This is a genomic window from Sphingobacterium sp. SYP-B4668, from assembly GCF_027627455.1.
Lineage (GTDB): Bacteria > Bacteroidota > Bacteroidia > Sphingobacteriales > Sphingobacteriaceae > Sphingobacterium.
Map to the genome: position 1 here is coordinate 2053744 of NZ_CP115483.1, position 25691 is coordinate 2079434.

The following is a 25691-nucleotide window of genomic DNA, read 5'->3' on the forward strand; positions in this document are numbered from 1 at the left end:
AAAATTATTTATTTTTTTTAGGAATGTGACTGGGCTTTTGCATTTTTCATCTGTCTTTAGAATAACAACAGATGATGAAGAGAAACAACACATTAAAAGAAATAGTACAAAAATACCTTTTAGGTAAAGCCAGCCTGGAAGAGGAAGCACGTGTAGATCGCTTCTATCAGGAATTGGAATCCGAAAAGGATATCACTAAGGAGCAATCTTCGCTAGAGCTCCAAGAAATCGAGTCCCGTATCTTCGACAATATCAAGGGGCAGCGACATGTTAGGTCATTGCGCAGATCGCGTGTAGCCTATTGGCGTTGGGCAGCAGCGGTACTCCTTCCTTTATTTTTGACAGGTGGGTATTATTGGAGACTGAGCGATTCCCCACAAATCGACCTGCATAATGTTGCCCCTGGGAAGATGAGTGCTAACTTAATCATGGAAAGTGGAGAGGTATATTCGCTAGCTTCCCTTGCTGACCTTGAACAATTGGAGGATAAGGGGATATATCGGGAAGATAGCGGACTCGAAACAGCTATGCACGAAATTGTGACACCAAGAGGCGGATATTATCAATTGCAATTGCCTGATGGTACCTCCGTGTGGCTCAATGCCGCAAGTTCGATTCGATTTCCGGCTCATTTCGAGAACGATAAAAGAGAAGTGTTCCTATCGGGTGAGGCCTATTTTGACGTGACACACAATGAACAAGCTCCTTTTATCGTCCATACAGGCCTACAGTCGACCAAAGTGCTAGGAACCAAATTCAACATTACATCTTACCCCGGCCAACACAGTGATGTGGTGACGCTAATAGAGGGTTCGGTGGAAGCATCGTCCAAGCATAACGAAAAAGTACGTATGACGCCTGGTCACCAAGCCCATATTGGACAGCATATTCATTATATCGCGCTAGACAATGCTGTTGACGTGGCCGCTTGGCGCAAAGGCGAATTCTATTTCGATAATACACCTATGCGAGAGGTCATGACCATGATAGGACGATGGTACAATATAGAGGTCAATCTTGAAAATCTACCGAGCAATAAACTGAATGGATTGATTAATAGAAATGTACCGTTGAACCAATTGCTGGATCTGATCGAGACGACATCGAACGTGAAGATAATAACTCGTGATGGTAAACTTTCTGTAGATATAAATCAAGATAAATAATATGCGATTGAACAACCTAATTAAACAATCTAATTCATGAGTTTTTTGAAGAGAAAAAAGGGGGCTTTATGGATAGCCCTTGCCATGCAAGTGGGCGTGATGATGCCGGCAGTGAATGCGATACCATTTCAGCGGGTATCCTTAGACGTAAAAAATGAAAAATTGGTCGATGTTTTTAAGAAGATTAAGCAACAGACCAACGTTTCCTATTTGTTTGACGGACAGTTTGGTAGAGAGGCCAATCGGGTATCTATCCGCGTACGCAATACCGAGCTGGCCGAATTACTCCCTACGATTTTTAAAAATCAACCTTTTGACTATGAATTGAATCAAGGAGTGATTGTCATTAAGGAAAAGACAGAGTCGGATTTGCCAAAGGTCGAGCGTATCCAGCAATTTGTCGCGGGATTCGTGGTGAATGAAACGGGAACGCCACTCGTTGCGGCCTCTGTTCAATTGATTGACGGCTCTAAAGCAACCCAGACCGATGACAAGGGATACTTTAGCTTGGCTACCGTATCGAATACGGTGTCTGTACGTATTAGCTATACGGGCTATGAACCTAAAGTAGTACAGATTGGTCTACACGAAGCACCAAGGATTATCCTAAATGTACAGGAAAATCTGCTGGAAGAAACAGTGGTAGTGGGGTATGGTACACAGCGTAGGTCACTCGTGTCCAGTGCGGTAGCGAGTCTGAAGATTGACGACTCGAATATGAGGCAGGTGGCTAGTCCCACACGTCTATTGGAAGGACGGGTAGCCGGTGTAAATGTTTCGATGGGATCAGGCAACCTTGCTTCGGGTGAAAAGATTACCATCAGAGGCAATTCATCCATCAGTGCTGGGAATAACCCCTTGTATGTGGTAGACGGCGTACCGATCAATACATCGGATATGGCCTTGTTTAGTTTTGGTGAGTCTTATAGCCCCTTGGCTGCATTCAATCATGCAGATATCGAGTCGATAGAGATATTGAAGGATGCGGCCTCAGCTGCGATATATGGCTCTAGAGCCAGCAATGGGGTGATTCTGATAACCACAAAATCCGGAAAAGCAGGCCGAAACGATATACGGGTCAATGTGACAACAGGTTTTAGCCAATTTGCCAACAAGGATAAAATAAAGCTCAGCAACTCAGATCAATATTTGGCAAGCTATAACCAAGGTGTTACCAATTATAATGAACAGTATGGGCGTCAAATAGGGGATTCGGACTATAAAGTGCATATACAAAATCCCTTTAAAGGACTTCCGGATACAGATTGGATGGGATTGATATTACAGACGGGGTATTTTCAAAATTATGATGCTGCATTATCTGGTGGTAATACCAAAACCAACTATTACTTTGGCTTAGGGATGACAGACCAATCTGGCGTGATTAAGAACAACGCCATTCGTAAGTATAATCTGAATTCAAAGGTGAGCCACAAATTTTCGGATTGGTTGGAAGTGGGTGCTAATAATATGGGGAATTTTATCAAAAATAATCAAGTTCCGGGAGCCAATTTAGGCTCTACCATTATAGCACGTGCTATCGAGCAACGTCCTTTTGACCGCCCTTTCAAACCGAATGGGGACTATTATGTGGGCGGGACCGACGAACTGACGCGTCACAATCCGTTACAGATTTTGAATGAACAGGATGCCTATGTAGACAATTATAGATACTTAGGTACGTATTATGGTCAAGCTAATTTCTTGGATCATTTTACTTTTAGGTCTTCTTTTAGTGCAGATATAGGCTATACCTACGATTATACGTACTATAATCAAAAACATCCCTATGGGACAGGAGTAGGCCGATTATTGGACTACAATCGATTGATTCAAAATTTGGTTTTTGATAACGTCTTGAATTATAATAATTCTTTTGGAGACTTGACGGTATCGGCCATGTTGGGCCATTCGTATCAAAAGCAGATGAGTCGCTCTTCGTCTATCGATGGTAGGGGCTTTCCAACACCTTCGCTACAAGTCATCTCAGTCGCTTCTGAAATATTTGCCGCTAGCGGTGGGCTGGGCGAGTACGCGTTGGAGTCCTATTTTGGACGAGGTACATTTGCCTATAAAGATCGGTATCTGATGACAGCTACATTACGTGCTGATGGTTCATCTAAATTCCACCGTGACAATCGTTGGGGCTATTTCCCTTCCTTGTCTTTTGGATGGAATATCTCGAATGAGGAATTTATGGAGGGCAATGAGAATGACCTGAAATTCAGGGCAAGTTATGGCGTCACCGGCAATCAGGAGGGTATAGGGCAGTATGCTTATCAGGCATTGATGTCAGGTGGACAAAATTATGGTAATGAGTCCGGTATATCAGTTTCGTCTTTCGGGAACAATGATCTCCGTTGGGAAAAAGCAGATCAGTATGATGTAGGATTTGACGTATCGTTCTTTAAAAGGAAGCTGAATGTGGTATTTGATGCTTATTACAAAAAGACCTATGACCTCCTTTACAGTATGCCTATCCATGCCACCACAGGGATGACAAGTATTGTGAGTAATGTTGGCTCTATGATGAACAAGGGGCTTGAACTTGGAATCAATACGAATATACCGCTAGGCCAGGTACATTGGAAATCAGGGTTGAATATTGCGCACAATACCAATCGCATCACTTCGCTCTTGGAGGATGAAGCCCCTATTGCGATAGGTAGTAATAGGGCACTTAAGGTAGGAGAGAGTATTGGGGCCTTTTATCTTTTTGATTGGGATGGATTATACCAATATGATGGGGAAGTGCCACAGGAGCAGTTTGAACTGGGTGTTCGCGCTGGAGATGTCCGTTGGAGAGATTTGGATGGCAACAATATTATCAATGATAACGATCGTGTAATAGCTGGTGACTCAAATCCCAAATTATCCGGCGGCTGGAGTAATTCATTCGCATACAAGGGGGTTCAGCTTGACTTCTTATTTACCTACGCTTATGGCAACGATGTGTATTCAGAATGGAAAGCCACAGGTATGGCAAATCTGGGGTCCAATTATACAAAAGATTTGACCTATATAGAAAATGCATGGACAGGTCCGGGGACCACGAATGTATATCCTAGGGCTTTGGTAGGATTGGGGCATAATACCAAAAATTCAACACGTTTCTTGGATGATGGTTCGTTTATTCGTCTACGGTCATTGACCCTCGCTTATAATTTTGATAAACAATTGATTAAACGGGCTAGACTGAATGGTTTGCGTGTGTTTGCGACAGTGGATAATTTGTTCCTACTGACCAACTATAGCGGTTGGGATCCAGAGGTCAATAACAACTTAGATCCTAGATTCTATGGGGTTGATCTATTTGGTGTGCCTCAACCTAGGACATTTAGTTTTGGTGTAAATATAAATCTGTAAATCATGAAATTCCGAAATCTATATATTATTGCTTGTGCTGCAACATTATCACTTTACTCCTGTGCAGACAAATTAGACCTTTACTCACATTCAGCGATGTCTCCAGATGAGGTGACAGCCAATGATATCCCTGCACTACGACTGGGCATGTACAACAATATGCAGAATGACCCCGGCGTGCACAATTTCATCCTTTTTGACCTACTTGGTGGAGACTTGCAAGGAGGCGCTAATAGCTCGCCTATCAATTTGATTAATTCCACATTATCCCCTTTGAATGCCGTGGTCTCTAGGGGCTGGAACGGCTACTATAGCTCGCTTTACCAAGTCAATAATGTGCTCTCTATCTGTCTGGCACAACCTGAGAGTGCTATTCGTAACCTCACTTTGGGGGAGGCCTATTACTTTAGAGCACTCAATTATTATAATTTGGTAACACGGTGGGGGGATGTACCCGTACTCCCTGAAAATACGCTGGAGAAGCCCTTTAGGGCTCCTAAAGCGGAAGTTTGGGCCTTTATAGAGTCCAATCTCACCGAGGCAGCCAAGTACCTTTCCACGTCAAAATCGTACTACTATGTATCTGCAGATGCCGTGACAGCCTTACAGGCCCGTGTGTACTTAGCCCAAGGCAAAAAAACACAGGCTGCAACAGCTGCAGAGGGACTGATATCTTCGGGTAAATATGCCTTGGATGGTTTCGAAAAAATATTTAGAAAGCTAGGCAATACAGAGGTGATATTTGCCTTTGAAAACTTATCAGAGGAGTCTTCAATCAATATCTCGGACTTATTCTATTCGTATGCACACCCCAACAAGGGGCAGGGGACCTATAGGATCACCAACGAGATGGTCAATCGATTTGCTTCCAATGACAAGAGACGTGATATGACCATCATCAATATTGCGGGCACTGACTGTGTAAACAAATACCCTAGTGGACAAACTGGTCGGGATCCTGTTATTATCTCTCGGATATCGGAAATGTATCTCATAGCGGCAGAGGCGCTTGGCCTAGACAAAGGATTGACGCACCTGAATAAGGTCCGTCAGTATCGGGGATTGGTTGCGGTATCTCCTGCTTCAGAGGCTGACTTTTTGAACGCAGTGCTTCACGAACGGCAGTTGGAATTTTTAGGCGAGAATTTCAGGTACTACGATTTGATACGGACCGGTAATGCTGTAAGCACATTGGGGATACTGCCTTATCAAACCCTATTGCCTATACCAGGTAGCGAATTGCAGCGAAATACGAACTTAACACCTAATGCGGGATATTAATTATGAAAGGTATAAAATTACAACGAGTCCTATTGACCACAGTAGTAGGCGTATCCTTGACGATACTCTCTTGTAGCAATAAAGATGAGTTTATACGGGTAGCGGATACATACTCACTAGTACCCACTACGGAAGTGGCCAAAAAAATAGTGGAACAATCAGATTTGATGGTGCATATCCATCAAGATACGAGCTATACAATCGTGAATGGCGTGACAGCCACCGAAATTAGCTACATTTCAAAAACGGGATTGGCTAAGAAAATATTCGTGGTAGAGACAGATTTGAACACCCCGAACATCGGAATCGAGGCATCGACTCCCAATAATGCCGCACAATTTGGTATGCAACCTATGCGTACTCAGGCGACGTTTGAGGATGTCGAAGGACATAAGGTATGGGCCGGGATCAATGCCGATTTTTACAATATGACCAACGGCACACCGCAGGGCATTGTGTACAAAGAAGGAATAGCTATAAAAACGACCGTGACCGATCAATTAAATACCTTTTTTGCAATTCTAAAGAATGGGAAAGCTTTTGTCGGGGACCAAGAGGATTATGCAGCCGTCAAGAGCCAAATCCAAGAGGCAGTAGGAGGACGGGTAACATTGATTTCAGATGGTATCTTGCAACCACAGACATCTGCGGTATTGGAGCCACGAACAGCTATAGGTGTCTCCCAGGACGGTATCAAGGTGTATATGCTGGTAGTGGACGGTCGTCGCTTTCACTATTCGAATGGTATGAGCTACGAGGAATTAGGGCAATGTCTCAAAGCCTTAGGTGCCTACGATGCCATAAATCTCGATGGCGGAGGCTCTAGTACATATTTCCAACGTAGCACACCGGACTTTGCGACGGATAGGTTTAAACTGCGCAATTGGCCATCTGACAATGGCGGTGCTGAGCGTGCCGTGGCAAATGGATTATTGATAATAGCTAAATAAGAAGTATTATGTATCGTATTATAAAGTTTTTTTTCTTCTTGGTATTGGGGACGTTCAGCTTGTCGTCTTGTAAGGATACCGATTTGGAAAGTTTCAATCCCGAGGCAGGCAACATTAGTTTTGCAAGTGCAACACTAGATGCTGCCAATACCGTGGATACTCTGTGGGTAGATCTGAATAGCAATTTACCTTTTCGTTTGAAAACGGAAGCTAGTTGGCTGTCATTTGTCAAGCCGAATGGGATGGCATCTGAAAAGGTAGGTATTATCGTAGCGCGCAATCGCGACTTGACCGAAAGGGTCGCTACAGTGGTGGCCTACATTACGGAAGATGTACTGACGGAATTGCAGATAAAGCAATCTGCTGGTGACCCGGCACCTGATTTTACACGTCATTTTTACGTGAAAGTAGATGGACAGCCCACGACAGATGGTCTCTCGTGGGATAAAGCGACTACACTGCACACTGCACTGGATGAAGCGGTAAATGGAGATTACATACATGTGGCTGCGGGTGTATATACACCGACAAAAATGATCACAAATGGAACATCAGCACAGGATGTCACATTTGAGGTGGTAGAGAATGTCCATATCATAGGTGGTTATCCTGCGCAAGCGACGGACGGCGCGGTCGCTAATCCCGCCCTGCACAAAACAGAATTGAATGGAGGTAGTAAGGCTATCCATGTGGTGACGGTGATTGCACCCAAGATGCAGGGACACCAGGTCGAGTTGAATGGCATCACGATCACCAAAGGATTGGCCGGTGGTACAGGCAGTGTCAATGCGGCTGGTACTACGGTAAGCAGGCAGCATGGTGGCGGACTATTTGTGTCCAAATCCAACTTGCTTCTGAAAAACTCTTCTGTGCTAGACAATGGGTCGGCCAATCATGCTCCGGGTGTATATATTACTGCATTGGCGGATGTGACTATGGACCATGTTTCCGTAAAAAATAATTATACAACCATTGCGGCCTCTAATGGTGGTGGTATCTGGAATGATGGTTCACGTTTGGCTATGTACGATTCAGAAATTGTGGGTAATCGTATTGGTGGGGTAGGTGCTGGCCTATATAGTCTGAATACGGCAGTAGAAAGTGTCAATTTACTTTACAATGTCACGATTGCGAGAAATGTGTGCGGTATTTTCGGAAATAATAGTGTCGGTGGGGGTATATATGCTCGAGAAAAATCTTTGTTCTATGTAGTAAACTCCACGATATATGGAAACAAGGCCGGTGGTACCAATTTTGGAGGCGGTATTGCGTTATATGGGGCTACTACGTTTCACTTGATAAACTCGACGGTGTCGGGCAACGAAGCTGGGGTAAATGCGACTGCCATAGGGGGGATAGGTATACACAATTCGTCTGCAAATAACAATAATTTGTATATCTACAACTCCATCGTCTCGGGCAATGTTGGGGGCAGTTCACCTGATATTGGAGGAAGTGCTTATGCCGCATATTCGGTCAAATCGTCTATATTAGGTGCGCAAGCACTTGATTTTGATGGGAATTTGACGAATGCACAGTTTGATCCTTCAAACTCCTTTTCGGTCTTTGGATTGAACGGGGGGTATGCCGAGACGTTGCCATTGAAAGGGACGTCAGTGGCTACCACAGATGGTATGTCTAGACTGCAACTCGAAATTCTAGCGACCAATCTACAGGGGCTAGAAGCCTCTCGATTGTTGGTCGATCAAAATAACGTATCACGAACGAATAAAAAGGTGATGGGCGCAGACGTTTCTATCAAGTAAATAGCAGATGCTATATATGCAGTGCCCCCAAAAAGATAGACACTTTCTGGGGGCACTACTCAATTAAGGACAAGACAGTTACCAATTATTCCGCGGCAAAGCACGCCACTTTCCTAAAGGTTGAGTGTTTGTTAAGGTCTGCTACTCCTGATAAAATCCACTGATTATCAGTGTTTTTTTTCTGCTTTCGAACATATTTCGGACAGAAATCCTCGTCTTCGGATAATTGGAGAGATTGAAAATATAAGTGTAGTGCAAAAAAACGTCAGTTCGTTCTGAGACCAGCAGTTTCTAAAGCTTTTTTATTAAGTTTACGTTCCACGAAAATGAAATTATGAAAATGAAACGCATAACTTTTTTTTATGTATTTACAATGGTTCTTTTTCTTGCATGTTCCAAGAACGAATCAGAGCCAAAATCTTATGAATATTGGAACAATTTAGTGAACGAAAAGCGAGAAGAGATTTTTACCTTGGTTCAGTCTGTCCCCTGTACAGTGATTGACGAATTTGAAATTATTAAAAAGAATAACTACTATCTAGTACACCCGTCTGTGAAAGCGGATTTTGACAATCTTCAAGGAGAATTAGAAAAACTGGAAGTCGAAAGAAATGCGGCAAGAGCGAGAGAAGGTTGGATCGGAGACCTACCCCTTACGATTCCATCTCATCCTGTTAGGAAGATTTGCGACAATGGCAAACCGAAACTTGTGTATGTGAAAGACCTTTCTATAGAAGAAATCAATGCGGAGCTACCTGTTAGATACAACGAGATAAACAATTTTTACAAAGACGAGGTATGTAGCGATGCAACTCAGTGGATCGGTCGTTATATTTTTTCAGGTTGTAATGTTGAACCGATAGCTGTCCATAAAACGATTCGAAATGAAGAAATGGTCTCGAAAATAGACATTTACAATCAAATGATGGTAATGAAAATACAACATGAAAAACAAAGTTGTGATGTAAAAGGTCGATTCTATAAAGTATTCGAGACCAAGTCGGTAATATGTAAAGAAGGGAAACCCATTGTGATACTAGAATAGCAACCGGGGGAGTGATTAGTTTGTTTTTGCAAAAGGCCCTTTCATGCTTTGGGGAGGGAGTGTAAAATATATAGATCTAACACTTGGCCACAGTGATGATTGGCTAGTAACGCCTGACACAATTTTTTTTACCGTGGAAGAAAACCAAGGTGGCAGTCCACCAAGTAATGGTAGTTAATAAGAGATTTTATGAAATTTTTCGTTTCGACCCTCACCCTCGTTCTTTTTTTACAGGGACTTTGTTGGCGCAGAAAGACAGCTTTTTTTTGATGATTCGGTCCATACGGCGTGGCTTGGGGAGTTGGATGGGAAATCGGAAGGGGTATCTCTACTACATCAGGATACCAAAAATGGCGGGATAAGACGGTCATTCCCGCAATTGGAAAAGCAATAGATTTATTTAGATAGTTAATCAATAAGAGCGTTATGTTAAACGTCGTATATTATAATTTTTATTTAGCTTACCGTAAACTGCCGAAGGATGTTTCTCCTGACGTGAGTGCCTGTTTAGCATTGGGTGCATGCGAGAGTTTTCTGCTAGTCGGTATATTGCAGATATGTTCTCTAAAATATTTCTGTTTTGATATTGACTTTCGTGTTTTTTTTGTACTCGCTGTTTTATTGTGTGCTGTAAATTATTGGTATTACATAATAAAAGAGAATGGGAAAGAGTTGATTGATGCAAAGCCGTCGTATTTTAATAGTCGACGGCTTTCTGTGATTATTAGTCTGTTTTTCTTCTTAATTACTGTTTCGTGGATGTTCTGGGGACCAATTTATAGTAAGCATCTTTTGGAAAACTGTCGGGAGATTGCAGAGACAAAGCCTCGACCTTAAATGTATATTTAAGTATTATTTATTTAATAAGGTTGTATATTTTTGATGTTTAATTGAATAGCGCATTGCGTAGAGTAGAGACAGTTAATATGGTAAATTGTTGTTGGATATACTGGAGCAAGCTGACCTCACAAAATTGAATTAGTTTTAGGAAGTCATATTGCGTTTACAGCTCATATCCGCCTGCGTCGTTATATTTTTTCAGGTTGTAATGTTGAACCGATAGCTGTCCACAAAACGATTCGAAATGAAGGAATGGTCTCGAAAATCAGATAAACACTTTTAAGAAGGATATTAAAAATATAAAATAAGGGAATAAAAATGTTTTACATAAATAGGCTTGTCTTATGAAAATACAGAAGAAGGAGGTATTGGATGTGCTTAGGCTTTTATCAAATAAAATAAATGAAAGATTTGGCGACGAGATCACTTTAGGTTCTCAAGATTATTATTGGCAAATGACCTTAGATGAAATGTATGACGTTCAACAGGAGCCCAAGGAATTGATGATTGGACAGATCAGTGATGACTGGTTGGAGCTGAAAAGATTATTGATAGATGATGATGCGATCTCATATGATTTGGTTCGTTTTGGGGAACTACTAAAGGCGTTAAAGTATAGCAGTTCAGGTATTTGGTGATGAAAAACTTTTAAGAACAAAAGGAGACTGTAAAATAAACTGTGTCATAGATAATAATTGAATATATTATTTTTGACATAGTTTTATGAGCGTTAACGAGACAGATTTTGATTTTGAGTCCATGAAGGACAAGGCCCTTGAACAATTACGTAGTGGCAAGTCACTTTATGGGAAAGATAGAGCTTTTGCTCCATTGCTAAAAAGTTTTTTAGAATCCGCCCTTGAGGCGGAGATGGAGAGCCATATGGACGATTTTGAACGTTCTAGCGGTAACCGTCGTAATGGTAAGTCTACCAAACAGATCCGTACATCCGATGGGACTATTGATATTGATACTCCCCGCGACCGTCGCTCTAGCTTTGGTTCCACTATTAATGTTAGACCAGCAAGCACCGATGGTAGACCCACATTGGAGGTGTTACACCCAGATAATACTACTACAAAATTTAGATATGATTAATAGTAAAATATACAAATGGAATCCGATAGGTAATATTCCTAATCAACTTTATTTGAATCTGGTAAGGAATGAGAATAATAATCTTATTATCTTATTGAACATGGCCGACAGTGAGTCGACTTTGTCCATTGTTTTTGATAAAGTGATTTTTTATAAAAGCGTTATTGAAACATGTAGCTTAGGAAGACTTGATAACTATCCTATTTTAAGTACTGAATGGCCTCTTTTTAAGGATGAACAATCCGAATATATTGAAGATCTAATTGCTCAAAGTTATCAAATCTATACAAGGGAAGATTTGAATCATTATATTATCACCCATGGTGATGGGATAATAGATGTTGTATGTTTTTCTCAACCATTGGTAAGGTGGGAGGAGTAGTAGAAACCAAGCCTGTATTCTGTTTGTTTAAATACTTCACCAAGAAGTATCAAAGTCGTTAGGCTTATGATGTGTGTATAGTTTTCGTTCTCATTATTCTTCCTGTCCATATACGATTCCCTGTTCGCGCAATACATTTTTTCACGTTCGATTTCAGCGATAAGCTCTTCTTCCGAAGGCAGCTCGAGCAAATATTTGCTCACGAACAATTGTTGGTCACTATCAGCAATGGCATATTCTACCAAAGCTCTGTTCTGATTTGTGACCAGCAATAATCCGACAGGTGGATTATTCTCCTCTTGCATAATCTCCCTTTTGTAGTAATTTACATACGTTTTTAATTGGCCGATATGTTCGTGCTTGGCTTCGTCTACTTTGAGTTCTACAAGGATGTGGAATTTCAATATCCGGTGATAAAAGACAAGGTCGATAAAGAAATATTCGCCACCTATTAGTAAATGTCCAAGGAAAATCTTGGGATGATATAATCAATAGTGCAACAAGGACAGGTGGTAAAGATTTAGGATTTTAAAATAAGTAAAGATGAGACTATTAAAAAACTTTGATCTATTCAAGGAATATTATAATATAGATACAAATCAATTTTGTTCTTTTGGGGATCTTCAAAAAACAATAGGAATATACAAAATTATAAAAAGTATAATGACGGGTTTACTGGTTGAAGATGGCTGCCTTTATTTTTTGTTTGGGGAAGAAAAGTTTCTAATAACAGAATCTCATCAAGTATTACTTGAAGTAAAAAGTAATGTTGAAAACAAATTTAGTCTTATCAAGGGAAATGATGTGCTTGTTGAATTTTTATATTCAAAACCAAGCACTAAATTAAATGTTTCGCCAATTGAATACATTGATGAAGATGATTTTAAATGGGGTGATTTTATCGCAAGAATTATAAATGATGAATCACGAAAAAGAAATTTTGTAACGAACTTAATGGAAAGCCACTAAGGGCGTAACTAACATTGCTAAGAATGCTAAAAAGATATCACCTGATGGTATTGACAAATTCTTAAATGCATGAAAGGATTGGCATAAGGGCTCAGCTAAAGGTAATTTTCTTAAACCATTCAAGAAAGAATTGAAAAGTGATACTAATGCAGATTTTTACATTGATAAGACCACAAGAGAAGTCTTTTTGAAAAGTAATAAATCTTGGTAATTGGATAAACACGGGTCAAAAATTTGATTAAGTATGATTTTTAAATATAGGTTTTCAGTTGCGGGAGATAATTTTTATCCAGAAGTAATCCTTAATAATATTCAAGGTGATTTTGTTGTCGACTCTTATTTTAACCCAACAGATAAAAAGGTTGACAATAAACCTGATGAGTATGGTTATGGAAATTTGTCTTTCTGGCACAAAAGTAAGTTTTCAACTGAAGATGAAATCGCAGAATACGAAAAGGACTTTATTGAGTTTATAGAAAAGAATCATTGGTAGCCTTACCTTACCACCGTGCGGGATTATTCGTTCTATAATTTGGTTTTTAGCGGTGCTCATGAACTCATCTCGATACTCGAAATTCGGTTATGTAGGCGGCATCGAATATAATAATGGGGCCATCGATATCATCCACAATTCGGAGGGTTATGCGCTCAAGAACGGGACTACCTATGTATACCACTACAACTTGATCGACCACCTTGGCAATGTCAGGGCCACCATCAAGGACAGCAGTAGATGTCGTACAGCGTGACAATTATTCATTGATGTTTTACCTTCAGCGGCGTTCATGAGCTCGATACATTTGGGTGTAGCTCGGTTTTTATCCATTCGGTATGCGTAAGGGAAAGGCTTCACACCTAGGGAAAGAACTTTTACCTCCTGCATAGCTTTTTTCAATCTGAGCCTTAAAAAACTTTCAATAGAAACTTCAGACTTATATGGATACCACATATAAAATTTCTCAACTAATTTTCACTCACTAGCCCATACTCCTTCCTAAAGGGTTTGGTAATAAAAAACACAAGTAATTGAAGGTAGAACAATAATGGAAATATTCCTACAAACCATCTCAATCGACTAATGTCAAATTCTTCTTCTACTAGAATTTGAACAGGATATAGAAAATCCATTATAAGCACATTACTGGATATCCTCCCTATATAAAGTACATCATATACTCCATAAAGACAAAACCCAACAAGAGCAAACCAATTAATCTTATTTTTCACTTTAATAAGAAGAAGAATAGCTACTATTAATAAAATACTACTGTTTCGCAATGGCACATTATAAATCAAGCATATTGTGACATTAGCTATCAATATTACCATCAAAAAAACGCAAACAGTTTTACGATAAACATCAAACATCACTTATAATTATAATATTTAACAACATCACTATATACTTTTTTAAGGTAGTTAACGGACCTGACTTTTGGAGTTTCATAAAGTCCATCCTTGCTCCATGTAGGACGAACTTATCTACTTTTTTCGAGTATGATGAGCAGGTTCGCAAGACTATTTACACCACTAATCCTATTGAGGGAATGCACCGTCAGGTCCGTAAAATTACGAAAACTAAAGGTGCATTCAGTTCTGAGCAGGCTCTTATGAAGTTGATGTTCTTGATAATAAAGGACATCTCTAAAAAGTGGACTATGCCGATGCACAACTGGGGCTTGACGATATCTCAACTTTATATTAAATTTGGAGATAGGCTCAAGCTGGATAGAGGCTTTTAGAATTAGGTTAATTATCCAATGACACAGTTTGAGTTACACTCCCCATTTTTACTATTCGTTTTATTCCATTATAGATATATTTAAAGTTACTTTTTTTGAGCGACACACGCGAAACGCTTGCGCCAGCTCGATATGGACGATGTATTAACGACCCAACACCATCATTTTGCCGAACTGCTACTCTACAAATTTTAAAGTCTATCTAACAATAAAATTAACTCTTCAATAGCTGTAAATGTTTCATTAATAAATGTATTATCTATATCAAATTTTGTATCTATTGGTAAATCCAATCCCGTCTTTTGCTTAAAACTTTCATCAACAAATCCCATATTGTGAATACAAATATGTCTAACTTGAAATGCTATTTTTATTTTATTAAAAAAAGAATGCCTATTTAGATCTACACCCTTATTCGTGAAAATTTGATTGTTAACATCATCTAGTCTTTGGTAGAAATTTTTAGGTTTATTAGCATTTGTATCGTAATAATTTTCAATATACTGTTTTAATAAAAATTCTACATCACTACAAGCAGAAACAATAGTTAACATTTTTAATCGTGAGTAGTCCGCGCCTAAAAGCAATGTATACTCATACATATTATTTACTTCCTGAGGAATACCTAGAGCTGCTTTCAATTCTGTATTAAATACTCGTCCTTTATGGTCAATCGGCGTCATGTCTGATGAATAAAACACAACGTTTCTTGTTATGTTATGAAATATTGCGTGCATTCCTTTTAAAATAGGATTATTAACATTCATTTTGATTGTTTTTGAAGGTATTGATTTAAGGTTTAAATATTCAGTATTTGTGTGGTCTCGATAGTATCTATTAAAGACGTCACTTTCGGAACAGGAGATTAACTATGCTTTCTTGATATCATAAACAAACCTCGCATTATCATCCTTTTCCTTGTTGATCTTTGGCAGTCCTTTTGTGCCGTTGCAGGACTTCAGAGCGTTAGCGAGGAATAAGGGACGGATTGGTTGGTCGAGTTCTGCTTCGCAGTTTTTGAATATTTGTAGGGCTGTTTTGGATGTGTTGAAGTAGTCTGTTTGGCATTTTGCTAATACCCAAGTCATGACTTCTTCTTCGGTAATTGTGCTTGCAGATGGTAACAGTATCTCTTTGTCTTCTGTGCCGAAAGTAGCAATTTCCTTTACTGTACCATTCTCGAATCTCTTCTCAGCTTTGGATATGGTGTTTCCTACGTCATCTTTATGCTCAAAGACTTTAATTGTATAGCGGGGACTGACGTTGATATTCGGGACTATGGCTGGAAATCCGCAGTTGAAAATCTGCCTTAACATATTTGATTTTTCAATTTTGTACTCAAGGGTATGGAGTATACCCTCAATCTTTCGAACGTAAAAATCTTCCTGACCTAGTAGAAAAGACAACTCATATTGGCTATAACCTTTGGATATTCTGAGCAGTAAGACATTGAGCATTTTCTCAATCTCTACTATTGACATTTCAAGTTTCTCTACTTCGTTGAATATGGATTTCATAATATAGGCAACTGCTTGTGCAAATATACTAATCCTTTTTTTGGATTTTAGCTAGTTTATAGCTATTAAGCCCATCACTAATTGTTAAATTAAGACGTTTGTTTTTTACAGCATTTTCCAATGGTTGGGTGAAATTACTGCCTTCCCAAGTCTGATTTTGGACTTCGTTCGCTTTTTCAACAATCTCTTTTAGAGTTCTTTTTGTTTTGAAGAAGTCAGTTGATTCGATAAGAGAGTTTAGTGTTCCTGTAGGACCCGATTCGTTGAGGATATATGGTATAGCTTTGATAACTCTGTTATCACTAAGGATGTCAGTAGGATAGAAGTCGTGAATCGAGAATTCAACTTTGCTTGGAGATTGACGCTCTTTTGCTTTGTGTGCGAAGTACGCTGCAATATGATTTAAGACCGAGTCATTATACTTGCCATTATGGGCACTACTCTCAATATTTCCAATGTAGTTTTTGTTTCTATCTAAGTGGATGGAAAGTTCTTTTGGGGAAATTCCAAGTTCAAGCCGATAAAATTTGACTTTAATTATAATATAAAGATCTAGAGGTGACAAATATTCTATAGTAGTTGCATCCATAAGATCAAATACAAGAATCTTTCTGTATATCATATTTCTCGTAAATAATTTTATTTATTCAGAACTAATGGTTATCTTTGATATAGAAAGAAAGCAAAAGTTGTTTTCTTAAGAATTTTGGTGTTTAAATCCAGAGTCTTGCGCCTACATATTCTGACGCCGTAACGCAAGGCAGTAGTTTAAATACCCATATCTATCCTTATTTAAGGCATTTTACTATATTTGCTTAGTAAGATAGGTGTGGGCCTACTGTTAGTCCGTGTTACGTTAGGCGTCAGAAACTTAAACTGTAGGCACGGCATGTAGTCCCGCACTTATCGATTCTACATGTCCAAGGCTCGTTAACCAATAACGAGTTATGAAATCCAAAAAACTAACAACAGACTTCTTGAAAGCTCCGGAATGATGGAGTGGATTGTACTTTCTACAGACAGAACCTGAATCACGTTCAGGTTGACGTGTGGAGGAGGTATGACCCTTCTTATGATCCTAGAGCTTAGGCGCCCGCTTGGAGGTTCATAAGTATTAAAGCAAACCAATTTATGAACTTAAATTACCTATTTTGTAATGAAGCAAATCTGCTCCATCGGGATTGCTTTGTCCATAGCCAAGGACAAAGGGCGCCGATTATCACTACCACATACTTCGTTGATGTTGGACACGATCCGGCATCAACAGATAACTGTCCACATTCAACGGTACATCAACACAATAGCAGACACCATTTCTTCTACAATCCTGCGGGGAGGCTTTGACAGCTTTCCCAGATATGGTCGGGAGAAGTTTTGGACAACTTCGGCATTCCTTCGGCTAGGCTGTCACTCATTCCCGAAGCGCCACCGAACAAGCCTCGAAGCAGTCTCGAACAAGTCCCGAAGCGGAGTCGAACAGCTCCCGAACACCCCTCGAACAACTGCATGTCGGGAAATCATGATTTTTGGCAGGATAATCTCTTTTGGTCAGCAAATATCCCGTATTTGCCAAGCACGTGTTAAGTACTCCTTAAGTACTGATATGGTACCAATTACGCAACTGTTGCGTAAGACGGTTGGCAAAGGGGAAATGTACCTGTCAGGTACAGGTCGATTATTGGACAATACCATAGCAACTTCGCTATTCGTTCGGGTCGGCAAGCGAGCAAGTTCGTACTTGAAAGGCCAATCCATTGGTAAGGGGTCGCTTTTTCATGGGTGTGTCCTTGCTTCCACAGCAATCAAACACCAAACAAACGGCAACCAAACACCAATAAAAGACCAAACAAATAGCAACGAAAAGGTAACCAAACAGCAAGCAAACAGCGAAGGAGTCTCGAACAAAGACCAAGCAAATGCCCTAGAAAGACCAAAGGAACGGCAAACAAACGGTAATGAAACGGCAATAAAACACCAAACAAATAACAAAGAAACAGTAACGGAACCCCAAACAAACAACAAGGGAATAGGACAATTTGCTTTCCTGCCAACTTCGTCCGCTGTTCGTCAATTATTCGGAGCTCGACCACCTCAGCTTAACCTCGGCATATCCAAATCATTACCTCGTCACCACGATAAAGGTAAAGATAAGGTAGTAATAAGGTGGTCGGAAGGTAGTAAAGCTCCGAAGCGGAGACGAATGATTTCCGAAGAATGTCCGAAAAAGAGAGGAAAAATAGGGGTGAGCCTACCTCAAGCCTACGATGACTATAGGATGAGCCTCCCTCAAGCCTACGATGACTATAGGATGAGCCTACCTCAAGCCTGCAATGACTATAGGATAAGCCTACCTATAGACTGTCTATACACTGGTTTGAGCCTGCAACAAGCCTCCGATGAGTATAGGACAAAGCTACCGATAGTTCACAAAGGATGCACCAAGGGTGTACGGTTAGTTCACGGGAAAGGTACCGAAAAGGTACTGCAGAGGTACTGGAGATTCACCAAGAAGGTACTAAAGAGCTACCAAAGAGGTACCGGACATCTACAAGCTGCTGGTAAGTGGATCGTGGATAGGATGGGTATCAAGGGTCATACTGCGCTATCTTGGATGCCGGAGGATAGAGGAGCTTCCGTTACCGAGACTAAGGTCAAAGATTGCTTGGTCGTACTTTCTCATAATGAGAATAAAAATAATCCCGAAAAAGGAGATGGGATAATGTCTTTGAAATCAACGCATTTACAGATGATTTGCCGTGCCATATTGCAACGGATGAGGTTGATGTTGGCTGGAGTTTTATCGCCCCTTAAAAGGACTCTAATCAGCTTAAATCAAAGAGGTGGTAATTTATGGCAAATAGCCCAAGGTAGATTGGAGGATAGTGGCTGCGAACATAGGTATCATAATTCTACTTTCAGGGGCTTCCATCACAATTTCTTAACGCGATATCGCCCAAGGTCATTAAAGGGTCGTACATGCAATCGGGACGCCAAGTCGATTGAGAATTATGAGAAAAGGCTTATCGGGAATGGTCACTGGCATATCGCTTATAGGCTTCGGAGGACTGGGGATGGTATAAAGGCTATTTTACGCCGCCTATTACCTACGCTCAAACGAAAAATGCCCAAGGTCTACAGCTTATTGCTGAGTGCCTATTGCAAAATGTTAATCATCTATTGCAAAGTACTGATCGCACAAAGCAGATGCCGGATAGCGTACTGCAAATTACTAATCGCATGTTGTAAGAAACTTGTGTTATCAGTTAATCGGCAAGAAACTAATGAATTACCCTGTTATAATGGAAGTTTTACATTAAGACTGATGATGGCGAGTTTGCTGCTTGGGATAAGGATAAAGAAGATGATGACGTATAGGAAATGGCGGATAGCTTATAGCAGATGGCTGATGGTGTTGGTACAGCTGTTTACGATAGTGTTTATGTTCAATGTTTCGGCCCAAGAGCTGCCCGGCAACCAAGGGGCAGTGAATGGGCATGTCCAGCAGCCGAGGACGGTACTCCGCGGTGAAGTGCGCTCGGCTGTCGATGGGCGCCCCATTGAGGGGGTATCCATCCGAATCGGGAAACAGCACAGTAGCAGCGATAAAGAAGGGAAATTTAATGTAGACCTAGTAGAGCAGGAGGGCAGTCTCGAAATAAGGCACTTGGGTTATCAAAACAAAAAAATGAAGTATGGCCCTACATCCACCTATATAACAATTACTTTAAATCCTGTTGAGAATCAATTAGAGGAGGTAGAGGTGGTCTCTACGGGCTATCAGAATATTCCGAAAGAACGGGCTACGGGCAGCTTCGTGCATCTGGATAAGGAGGTCATCAATCGACGGGTGGGCGCCAATATTCTCGACCGACTAGAGGGTGTCACCAGTGGCTTGGTCTTTAATAAAAATATCAGGTCGTTCGAAAACGAATCTCCCATCAGTATACGTGGGCGAAGTACGCTCTTTGCCAATACCACTCCTTTGGTCGTCGTGGACAACTTTCCGTACGAAGGCGATATCAATACGATCAATCCAAATGATGTAGAGAGCATTACGGTATTGAAGGATGCCGCAGCGGCATCTATTTGGGGAGCCCGAAGTGGCAACGGAGTCATCGTGATCACCACCAAGTCGGGGAAATTGGAGCAGCCCATCCGTATCTCCACATCGAGCAACCTGACGATTGCCGAAAGGCCCAATCTAGACTATCATCCTCGTATGTCCAATACCGACTACTTGGCATTCGAAAAACAGCTCTTCGATAAGGGCTATTTTAACGGTAGGATCAATACCAATCCTAGATTTATAGTGTCCCCGGGGGTAGATGTATACCTCCAGCAGCGTAATGGCGCGATAGATGAGCTAGAAGCTGCAAGACAACTTGTCGAATTGGCAAAGTACAATGCCATGGACGACCTCGTGCGGTACTTCTACCAAAAGAACGTGCAGCAACAGTACAATGTGGGCATTGCGGCGGGGTCGAAAATAGCGACCTATTATTTTTCGGCAGGGTATGACCAAGGCAGGGCCGCAGAAGTGGGCAATGCGTTTAGAAGGATTACCTTAAATGGCAAGAATAGTCTTTCCTTTTTCCAAGGAAAGCTGACGATGCTCCATAATATTGTCTTTTCCAGTACCATCAATGATAATAATGCGATGATACCCAGCAATATGCATCCATATGCGCGGCTTGTAGGGGAAGAAGGCGGAGCATTGCCGCTATATAACCAAGGCTACCATCCATCATTTATAGATACGGTGGGGCAGGGGTTACTCTTGGACTGGAGATATAGACCGTATGATGAGCTTAGACTAGCGGACAATACGATGAGCGTGTCCGATTATCGGATAAATACAAGCCTCACATACCAGATCCTACCCGGTCTGGAAGCGAGTGTGCTGTATCAGTTCAACAGCGGTAGCGGGCGCGGCCGAAATCGTCAATCTCAGGATTCCTATTATACACGCAACCAGATCAACCGTTTTACCCAATTAGACTATCTTAAAGGTGCAGTAGTCAAGACACCGATCCCTTTTGGTGATGTCCTGGACGTATCCAGCTCGAGCTACACCACGCACAATGTTCGAGGACAACTGAACTATCAGCAGACTATGGCCCAAAATCACAGCATCGCAGCCATCCTCGGTGCAGAGGTGATGGATCGTCATACGGATGGATATAACAGCAGGCTGTACGGCTATGATGAGCGCAATGGCACCAATGTACCGATAGACTATGTCAATACCTATCCAGTTATGCCCGGTAATAGTTTTGCGTTATTGGCGGGCTCGAACGTAGCGAATAGCTTTGGAACCAATCGATTCCTGTCGTACTATGCGAATGCTTCTTACAGCCTCTATGAACGTTATACGTGGAGTGGGAGTATTCGCAAAGATGAGTCTAACCTATTCGGCGTGGCTACCAATCAGCGCGGTGTACCGTTGTGGTCTATCGGTATCGGCTGGGAATTGAGCAAGGAAGGGTTTTATGCTTCACAAGCCCTGCCATTCGTCAAAGTGCGTATCACCTATGGTGTGAATGGCAACATCGATAAATCAGTGAGCGCCTATACTACCGCTAGGGCGGGTGCGGCAAATCGATATGGCGCTACACAGTATAACTTGGTGAATCCACCCAATCCGGATCTACGATGGGAGAAGATAAAGATGCTGAATGCCGGATTGGATTTTCGGAGCAAGGGCGGCATCTTGTCAGGTAGTATAGATGTATTCAGGAAGCGAGGGGCAGACCTGATTGGCAATATTCCCGTAGAGGCCAGTAGCGGTATTACGCTGTTCAAAGGCAATAATTCTAATCTGGAAACGAAGGGAGTGGACGTGGTGCTCCATACTCGGAATATCCGAAAGAGATTCGATTGGAATACGACATTCCTGCTTAGCTATGCGGCGGATAAAGTCATTAAATACCTTCCAAAACCGGCCTCATTGGCAGCTTACGTATCACAGGATTTTAATTATCCCTACGAAGGGAAGCCGTATAATGCCATTTTCGCCTATCGATGGGCAGGTCTTGATGCTGCCACCGGAGCGCCCATGGGCTATTTGAAGGGGGAGCCATCCATGGACTATAACGCCTTACGTGCCGTGGGCGATCCCGACGATCTCCTGTATATCGGGCCGGGAAGGCCGCAGCTATTTGGGGCCCTCCGCAATAATGTTGAATATAAGGGATTCTCACTTTCGGTCAATTTGACCTACAAATTCAACTATTTTATCCGGGAGCCATCGGTACGATACTATGCGCTGGTGGCCGTATATGCCGGAAGTCCTATCCAGCCCGGTTATGAAAATCGTTGGCAGCAACCCGGGGATGAGCAGCATACACACGTACCTTCCTTTTCATATCCGCTCAATACGAATAGGGAACTCTTTTACCGTGATTCAGAGGTGTTGGTGGCCCGAGGCGATCATATCCGCATCCAGGATATCCGTATAGGGTATAGGCTGTCGGATCGGCAAGGTCGAAAGGGCTTTAGGGATATCCAACTCTTTGCATACGCCAATAACCTGGGTCTATTGTGGAAAAGGACAGGTTCCTATGTGGATCCGGATCACAACGACCCCACGGCAAGCCAGTATGTACCGCCAAAGGCTTTTTCCTTCGGTATCAATGTTCAACTCTAAAAAACGAAAAAATGATCGATGTTAACTGTAAAGACAGATCACATTTGGGAATGGTGATCTTATTGATAATAATGGTGTTATTGTTGGTAGGCTGTGATAAAGGGGTGTTTCTAGAAAAGAAACCCTCCAGTAGTTTGGTCGTGCCCACGAAGATAGCCGAATTGCAGGGACTGATGGACAACGAATTCAGCGTATATGGCACGCCCTTGATGGGGATGCTCTCCTCGGATGAATATTATCTAAAGAATAAAGATTTTGAAGCACAGAATGCCAAATCTAGGAATACGTACACATGGGCGGTCAATGTATATGATGGTGATTCATATGGCGTGATCAATGACTGGAACCAGCTATTCTCGCAAGTACTGATCGCGAATATTGTCTTGGAAGGGCTGGAAGCCATCGAACCTGCAGCTGCAGAAGTGGATCGATGGCGTTATACAAAGGGAGCGGCCTATTTTTTACGGGCCAAAGCTTTCTTTGGACTGGCAGAGGTATTCTGTCTGCCCTATGATGCCCAAACGGCCGATGTAGACCTTGGGTTACCACTGCGATTGCATTCGGATATCAAGCGTACCACACCCCGGGCATCACTTGCAGATACCTATGCACAAATCATTAAAGACCTGAAGCAATCTGAGGAGCTAATCGATTTTGACGGTGTATGGCCCAACAAGCTGCGGCCCACCAAACTCACGGTATTGGCCATGTTGGCCAGGGTATGCCTTTCCCAACGTAAATATGTGGAAGCCATGGACCATGCCAATAATGCCTTATTACGCTATCCAAATCTATTGGACTATAACGGTGTGATGGTATTTAAGCTTGACAATCCTGAGTTGCTCTCCCATGCGATTACGGTATCGGGGGAGACGATGTTGACCACTTCTTCGGGGGTGATGCACGTAGATTCGATCTTGTACAACAGCTATCATGCAAACGATCTCCGAAAGACGCTTCTTTACAAGGTGATGCCCGATAGTAGGGTGACGCTCAATACTACATATTCTACTTTGACCTATCCATTTACCGGGCTGGCCACAGATGAGCTGTACCTCATTCGGGCAGAAGGTTATGCAAGGAAGGGGGAATTAGCATTGGCAGCAAAGGATATCAATACGTTGCTGGTCAAGCGATACAAAACGGGGACATACACACCGATAACATTTGCCGACTCCGAATCGGCATTGGCAGCCATCCTGCTCGAAAGACGTAAAGAGCTCGCTTTTAGAGGGGTGAGATGGTCTGATATACGGCGACTGAATAAGGAAGGATACGACATTAGGATGAAAAGAGTGTTGGACGGCACTATCTATATCTTGCCGGCGAATGACCTCCGCTTTGCACTCTCGATACCGCCCTACGAAATTGCGCTAAGTGGACTTGAAGACAACCCCAGATAATGGGATAGGATATTTTAACAAATAAATCACATGACATGCACTTTATAAAAACAACACTGGCCATATTGATTTCGCTGCTCTGCTATAGCAGCATGTGGGCCCAAGTGGAGCCAATGCTCCCAATTAAGATTTCAGGAAAGATAGAGGTAGAACGCTGCGATAGCGTACGGATACGGATTCACCCTTATTCGATTTCAAGCAATTTGAGAGTACTTGTAAAGGATACCATCATGAAGACAGATAATGGGTATTTTGAGATCGGAACCGAATCCAATCATCCTATCTACATGCAGATCTATCCGCTCATCGATGCGCGAATAAAAGGCTACTATTCTAATTTTACGGGCACTGCGCAGATGTTCGTTTGCGAGCCCAATGATTCAGTATTTATCAATATCGACGACAAGACCATGCGTGCCTCGGGAAGAGGGCAAGATAAATATAACTTGATAGCAGATCTATGGAAATACAGCTACTATGCCTACGGTATGCTGATAACCAGACCTACCAAACTACAGACAGACGAAGAGGTCGAAGCCATCGGTAAGGGACAAGAGGCTATCTTCGCGGTCAAATCGTCCCTGTTGGAATCCAGAAAGTACCTCCTGAGCGATGATATATATCGTCTCATGAAGATGGAGCTGGAAATGGAATTTATGGGAATAGAATTGTATGCTTTGTCAACAGCGCTCTCTAATTTATCGGTTAATCATTTGCAGGATATTTCAAAAATAAGAGCAATCAAAAAATTTAAGCAAAAATATCTAACCCCGATTTCCTATGTAGAAAAGGATACCAATCTCTATAGATACTCTTCGCTCTATAGCCATACGCTATTCAACCAGTTGGCATGGCGCAATAAGCTTAGGGAACCTAGTTATTGGGAACCTATAGATCTGGAAGAGCTATTTGAGCTGATCGTCCATAATTATTCGGGTATACTCCGGGATCGGTTATTGGTGGATTTCATCTCGACGCTGAAAGGGAATTACGATGTAGAGCCATATCTGGACAGGGCGGCGGGGCTGGTTTCCGATCCCGAATTTGCGAAGATAATGGATAAGCTCGGCTATCTAAGAACAGGTAAGAAGGTCACTTTCTTTTCAATGCCGGATTCCTCCGGCAGATACTGGAGTTTGGACGATTTTAGGGGCAAATATACGCTGATAGATCTCTGGTACACGGGGTGTATAGGCTGTATACAACTGGCTAGGGCAATGACCAAGGATATCGCTAGGTGGCAGGACGATCCAAGGTTCCAGATGGTATCGATCAGTATTGACAGTAGTAAGGATAAATGGTTGCAGAGTTTGAGAGGAGGAAAATATACGCATCCTGGAAGTATCAACCTACGGACGGAGGAGCTAGGGGGGCTCCATCCCTTTATCAAAAGTTACGATATCGGGACCTTCCCGACACTGATGCTCATCGATCCCGATGGTAAATTGTTGCATATCGGGGTGCAGAGCGATAAGCAAGTGAGAGCGATCTTGGATAGGGTGATGTAATGTTGGTATATA

19 protein-coding genes and 1 pseudogene are annotated in these 25691 nt (G+C 41.9%); 16 read left to right on the forward strand and 4 right to left on the reverse strand.

The genetic code is table 11. The features are described from left to right. Positions 1–71: 71 nt before the first annotated feature. From OQ289_RS08660 to OQ289_RS08700, 9 genes and pseudogenes are all read left to right on the forward strand, one after another. Positions 72–1166: a FecR family protein gene (locus OQ289_RS08660; RefSeq protein WP_270090330.1), complete on the forward strand. Its 1095-nt coding sequence runs from the start codon at positions 72–74 to the stop codon at positions 1164–1166. A gap of 36 nt (positions 1167–1202) precedes the next feature. After that, positions 1203–4532, forward strand: a complete 3330-nt coding sequence (locus OQ289_RS08665) for a SusC/RagA family TonB-linked outer membrane protein (RefSeq protein WP_270090331.1) — start codon at positions 1203–1205, stop codon at positions 4530–4532. 3 nt (positions 4533–4535) lie between these two features. Beyond that, a complete protein-coding gene (locus OQ289_RS08670) occupies positions 4536–5813 on the forward strand; it encodes a RagB/SusD family nutrient uptake outer membrane protein (RefSeq protein WP_270090332.1) in 1278 nt (425 codons plus the stop codon). A gap of 2 nt (positions 5814–5815) precedes the next feature. Beyond that, positions 5816–6763: a phosphodiester glycosidase family protein gene (locus tag OQ289_RS08675; protein WP_270090333.1), complete on the forward strand. Its 948-nt coding sequence runs from the start codon at positions 5816–5818 to the stop codon at positions 6761–6763. 8 nt (positions 6764–6771) lie between these two features. After that, positions 6772–8529 (forward strand): hypothetical protein, encoded by a 1758-nt coding sequence (locus tag OQ289_RS08680; protein WP_270090334.1) that lies wholly within the window; start codon positions 6772–6774, stop codon positions 8527–8529. Positions 8530–8869: 340 nt separating this feature from the next. Then, complete coding sequence (locus tag OQ289_RS08685; protein ID WP_270090335.1) at positions 8870–9574, forward strand: hypothetical protein; 705 nt, start codon at positions 8870–8872, stop codon at positions 9572–9574. Positions 9575–10758: 1184 nt separating this feature from the next. After that, positions 10759–11052 (forward strand): hypothetical protein, encoded by a 294-nt coding sequence (locus OQ289_RS08690; protein WP_270090336.1) that lies wholly within the window; start codon positions 10759–10761, stop codon positions 11050–11052. Positions 11053–11137: 85 nt separating this feature from the next. After that, positions 11138–11413 (forward strand): annotated as a pseudogene (locus OQ289_RS08695) (transposase); the annotation flags it as partial. 91 nt (positions 11414–11504) lie between these two features. Then, on the forward strand, positions 11505–11894 hold the full coding sequence (locus OQ289_RS08700; protein WP_270090338.1) for a hypothetical protein: 390 nt from the start codon (positions 11505–11507) through the stop codon (positions 11892–11894). Here OQ289_RS08700 and OQ289_RS08705 read toward each other — a convergent pair. After that, on the reverse strand, positions 11867–12367 hold the full coding sequence (locus OQ289_RS08705; RefSeq protein ID WP_333485600.1) for a PDDEXK nuclease domain-containing protein: 501 nt from the start codon (positions 12365–12367) through the stop codon (positions 11867–11869). The two genes, OQ289_RS08700 and OQ289_RS08705, sit on opposite strands and share 28 nt — an antisense overlap. 70 nt (positions 12368–12437) lie before the next feature. On the opposite strand from OQ289_RS08705, the gene OQ289_RS08710 reads away from it, so the two are divergent. From OQ289_RS08710 to OQ289_RS08725, 4 genes are all read left to right on the forward strand, one after another. Then, the gene (locus OQ289_RS08710) at positions 12438–12863 is read left to right on the forward strand and encodes a hypothetical protein (RefSeq protein WP_270090339.1); all 426 of its coding nucleotides are present in this window, start codon (positions 12438–12440) and stop codon (positions 12861–12863) included. Positions 12864–13107: 244 nt separating this feature from the next. Further along, positions 13108–13356, forward strand: a complete 249-nt coding sequence (locus OQ289_RS08715) for a hypothetical protein (RefSeq protein WP_270090340.1) — start codon at positions 13108–13110, stop codon at positions 13354–13356. Between the two features lie 58 nt (positions 13357–13414). Beyond that, positions 13415–13612: a hypothetical protein gene (locus OQ289_RS08720; RefSeq protein ID WP_270090341.1), complete on the forward strand. Its 198-nt coding sequence runs from the start codon at positions 13415–13417 to the stop codon at positions 13610–13612. A gap of 651 nt (positions 13613–14263) precedes the next feature. Further along, the gene (locus tag OQ289_RS08725) at positions 14264–14605 is read left to right on the forward strand and encodes a transposase (RefSeq protein WP_443020436.1); all 342 of its coding nucleotides are present in this window, start codon (positions 14264–14266) and stop codon (positions 14603–14605) included. 191 nt (positions 14606–14796) lie between these two features. Here OQ289_RS08725 and OQ289_RS08730 read toward each other — a convergent pair whose 3' ends face one another. The 3 genes from OQ289_RS08730 to OQ289_RS08740 form a co-directional block, all read right to left on the reverse strand. Then, positions 14797–15372: a hypothetical protein gene (locus OQ289_RS08730; protein WP_270090342.1), complete on the reverse strand. Its 576-nt coding sequence runs from the start codon at positions 15370–15372 to the stop codon at positions 14797–14799. Positions 15373–15474: 102 nt separating this feature from the next. Beyond that, on the reverse strand, positions 15475–16122 hold the full coding sequence (locus tag OQ289_RS08735; protein WP_270090343.1) for a hypothetical protein: 648 nt from the start codon (positions 16120–16122) through the stop codon (positions 15475–15477). Positions 16123–16150: 28 nt separating this feature from the next. Continuing rightward, complete coding sequence (locus OQ289_RS08740) at positions 16151–16744, reverse strand: hypothetical protein (protein ID WP_270090344.1); 594 nt, start codon at positions 16742–16744, stop codon at positions 16151–16153. Positions 16745–17278: 534 nt separating this feature from the next. On the opposite strand from OQ289_RS08740, the gene OQ289_RS08745 reads away from it, so the two are divergent. Genes OQ289_RS08745 through OQ289_RS08755 form a run of 3 tightly spaced genes read left to right on the forward strand, consistent with a single transcriptional unit; the run spans position 17279 to position 25679 of the window. After that, on the forward strand, positions 17279–22768 hold the full coding sequence (locus OQ289_RS08745) for a SusC/RagA family TonB-linked outer membrane protein (protein ID WP_270090345.1): 5490 nt from the start codon (positions 17279–17281) through the stop codon (positions 22766–22768). Positions 22769–22779: 11 nt separating this feature from the next. Beyond that, on the forward strand, positions 22780–24171 hold the full coding sequence (locus tag OQ289_RS08750; RefSeq protein ID WP_270090347.1) for a RagB/SusD family nutrient uptake outer membrane protein: 1392 nt from the start codon (positions 22780–22782) through the stop codon (positions 24169–24171). Positions 24172–24206: 35 nt separating this feature from the next. Continuing rightward, positions 24207–25679, forward strand: a complete 1473-nt coding sequence (locus OQ289_RS08755) for a TlpA family protein disulfide reductase (RefSeq protein ID WP_270090348.1) — start codon at positions 24207–24209, stop codon at positions 25677–25679. Positions 25680–25691: the final 12 nt, after the last annotated feature.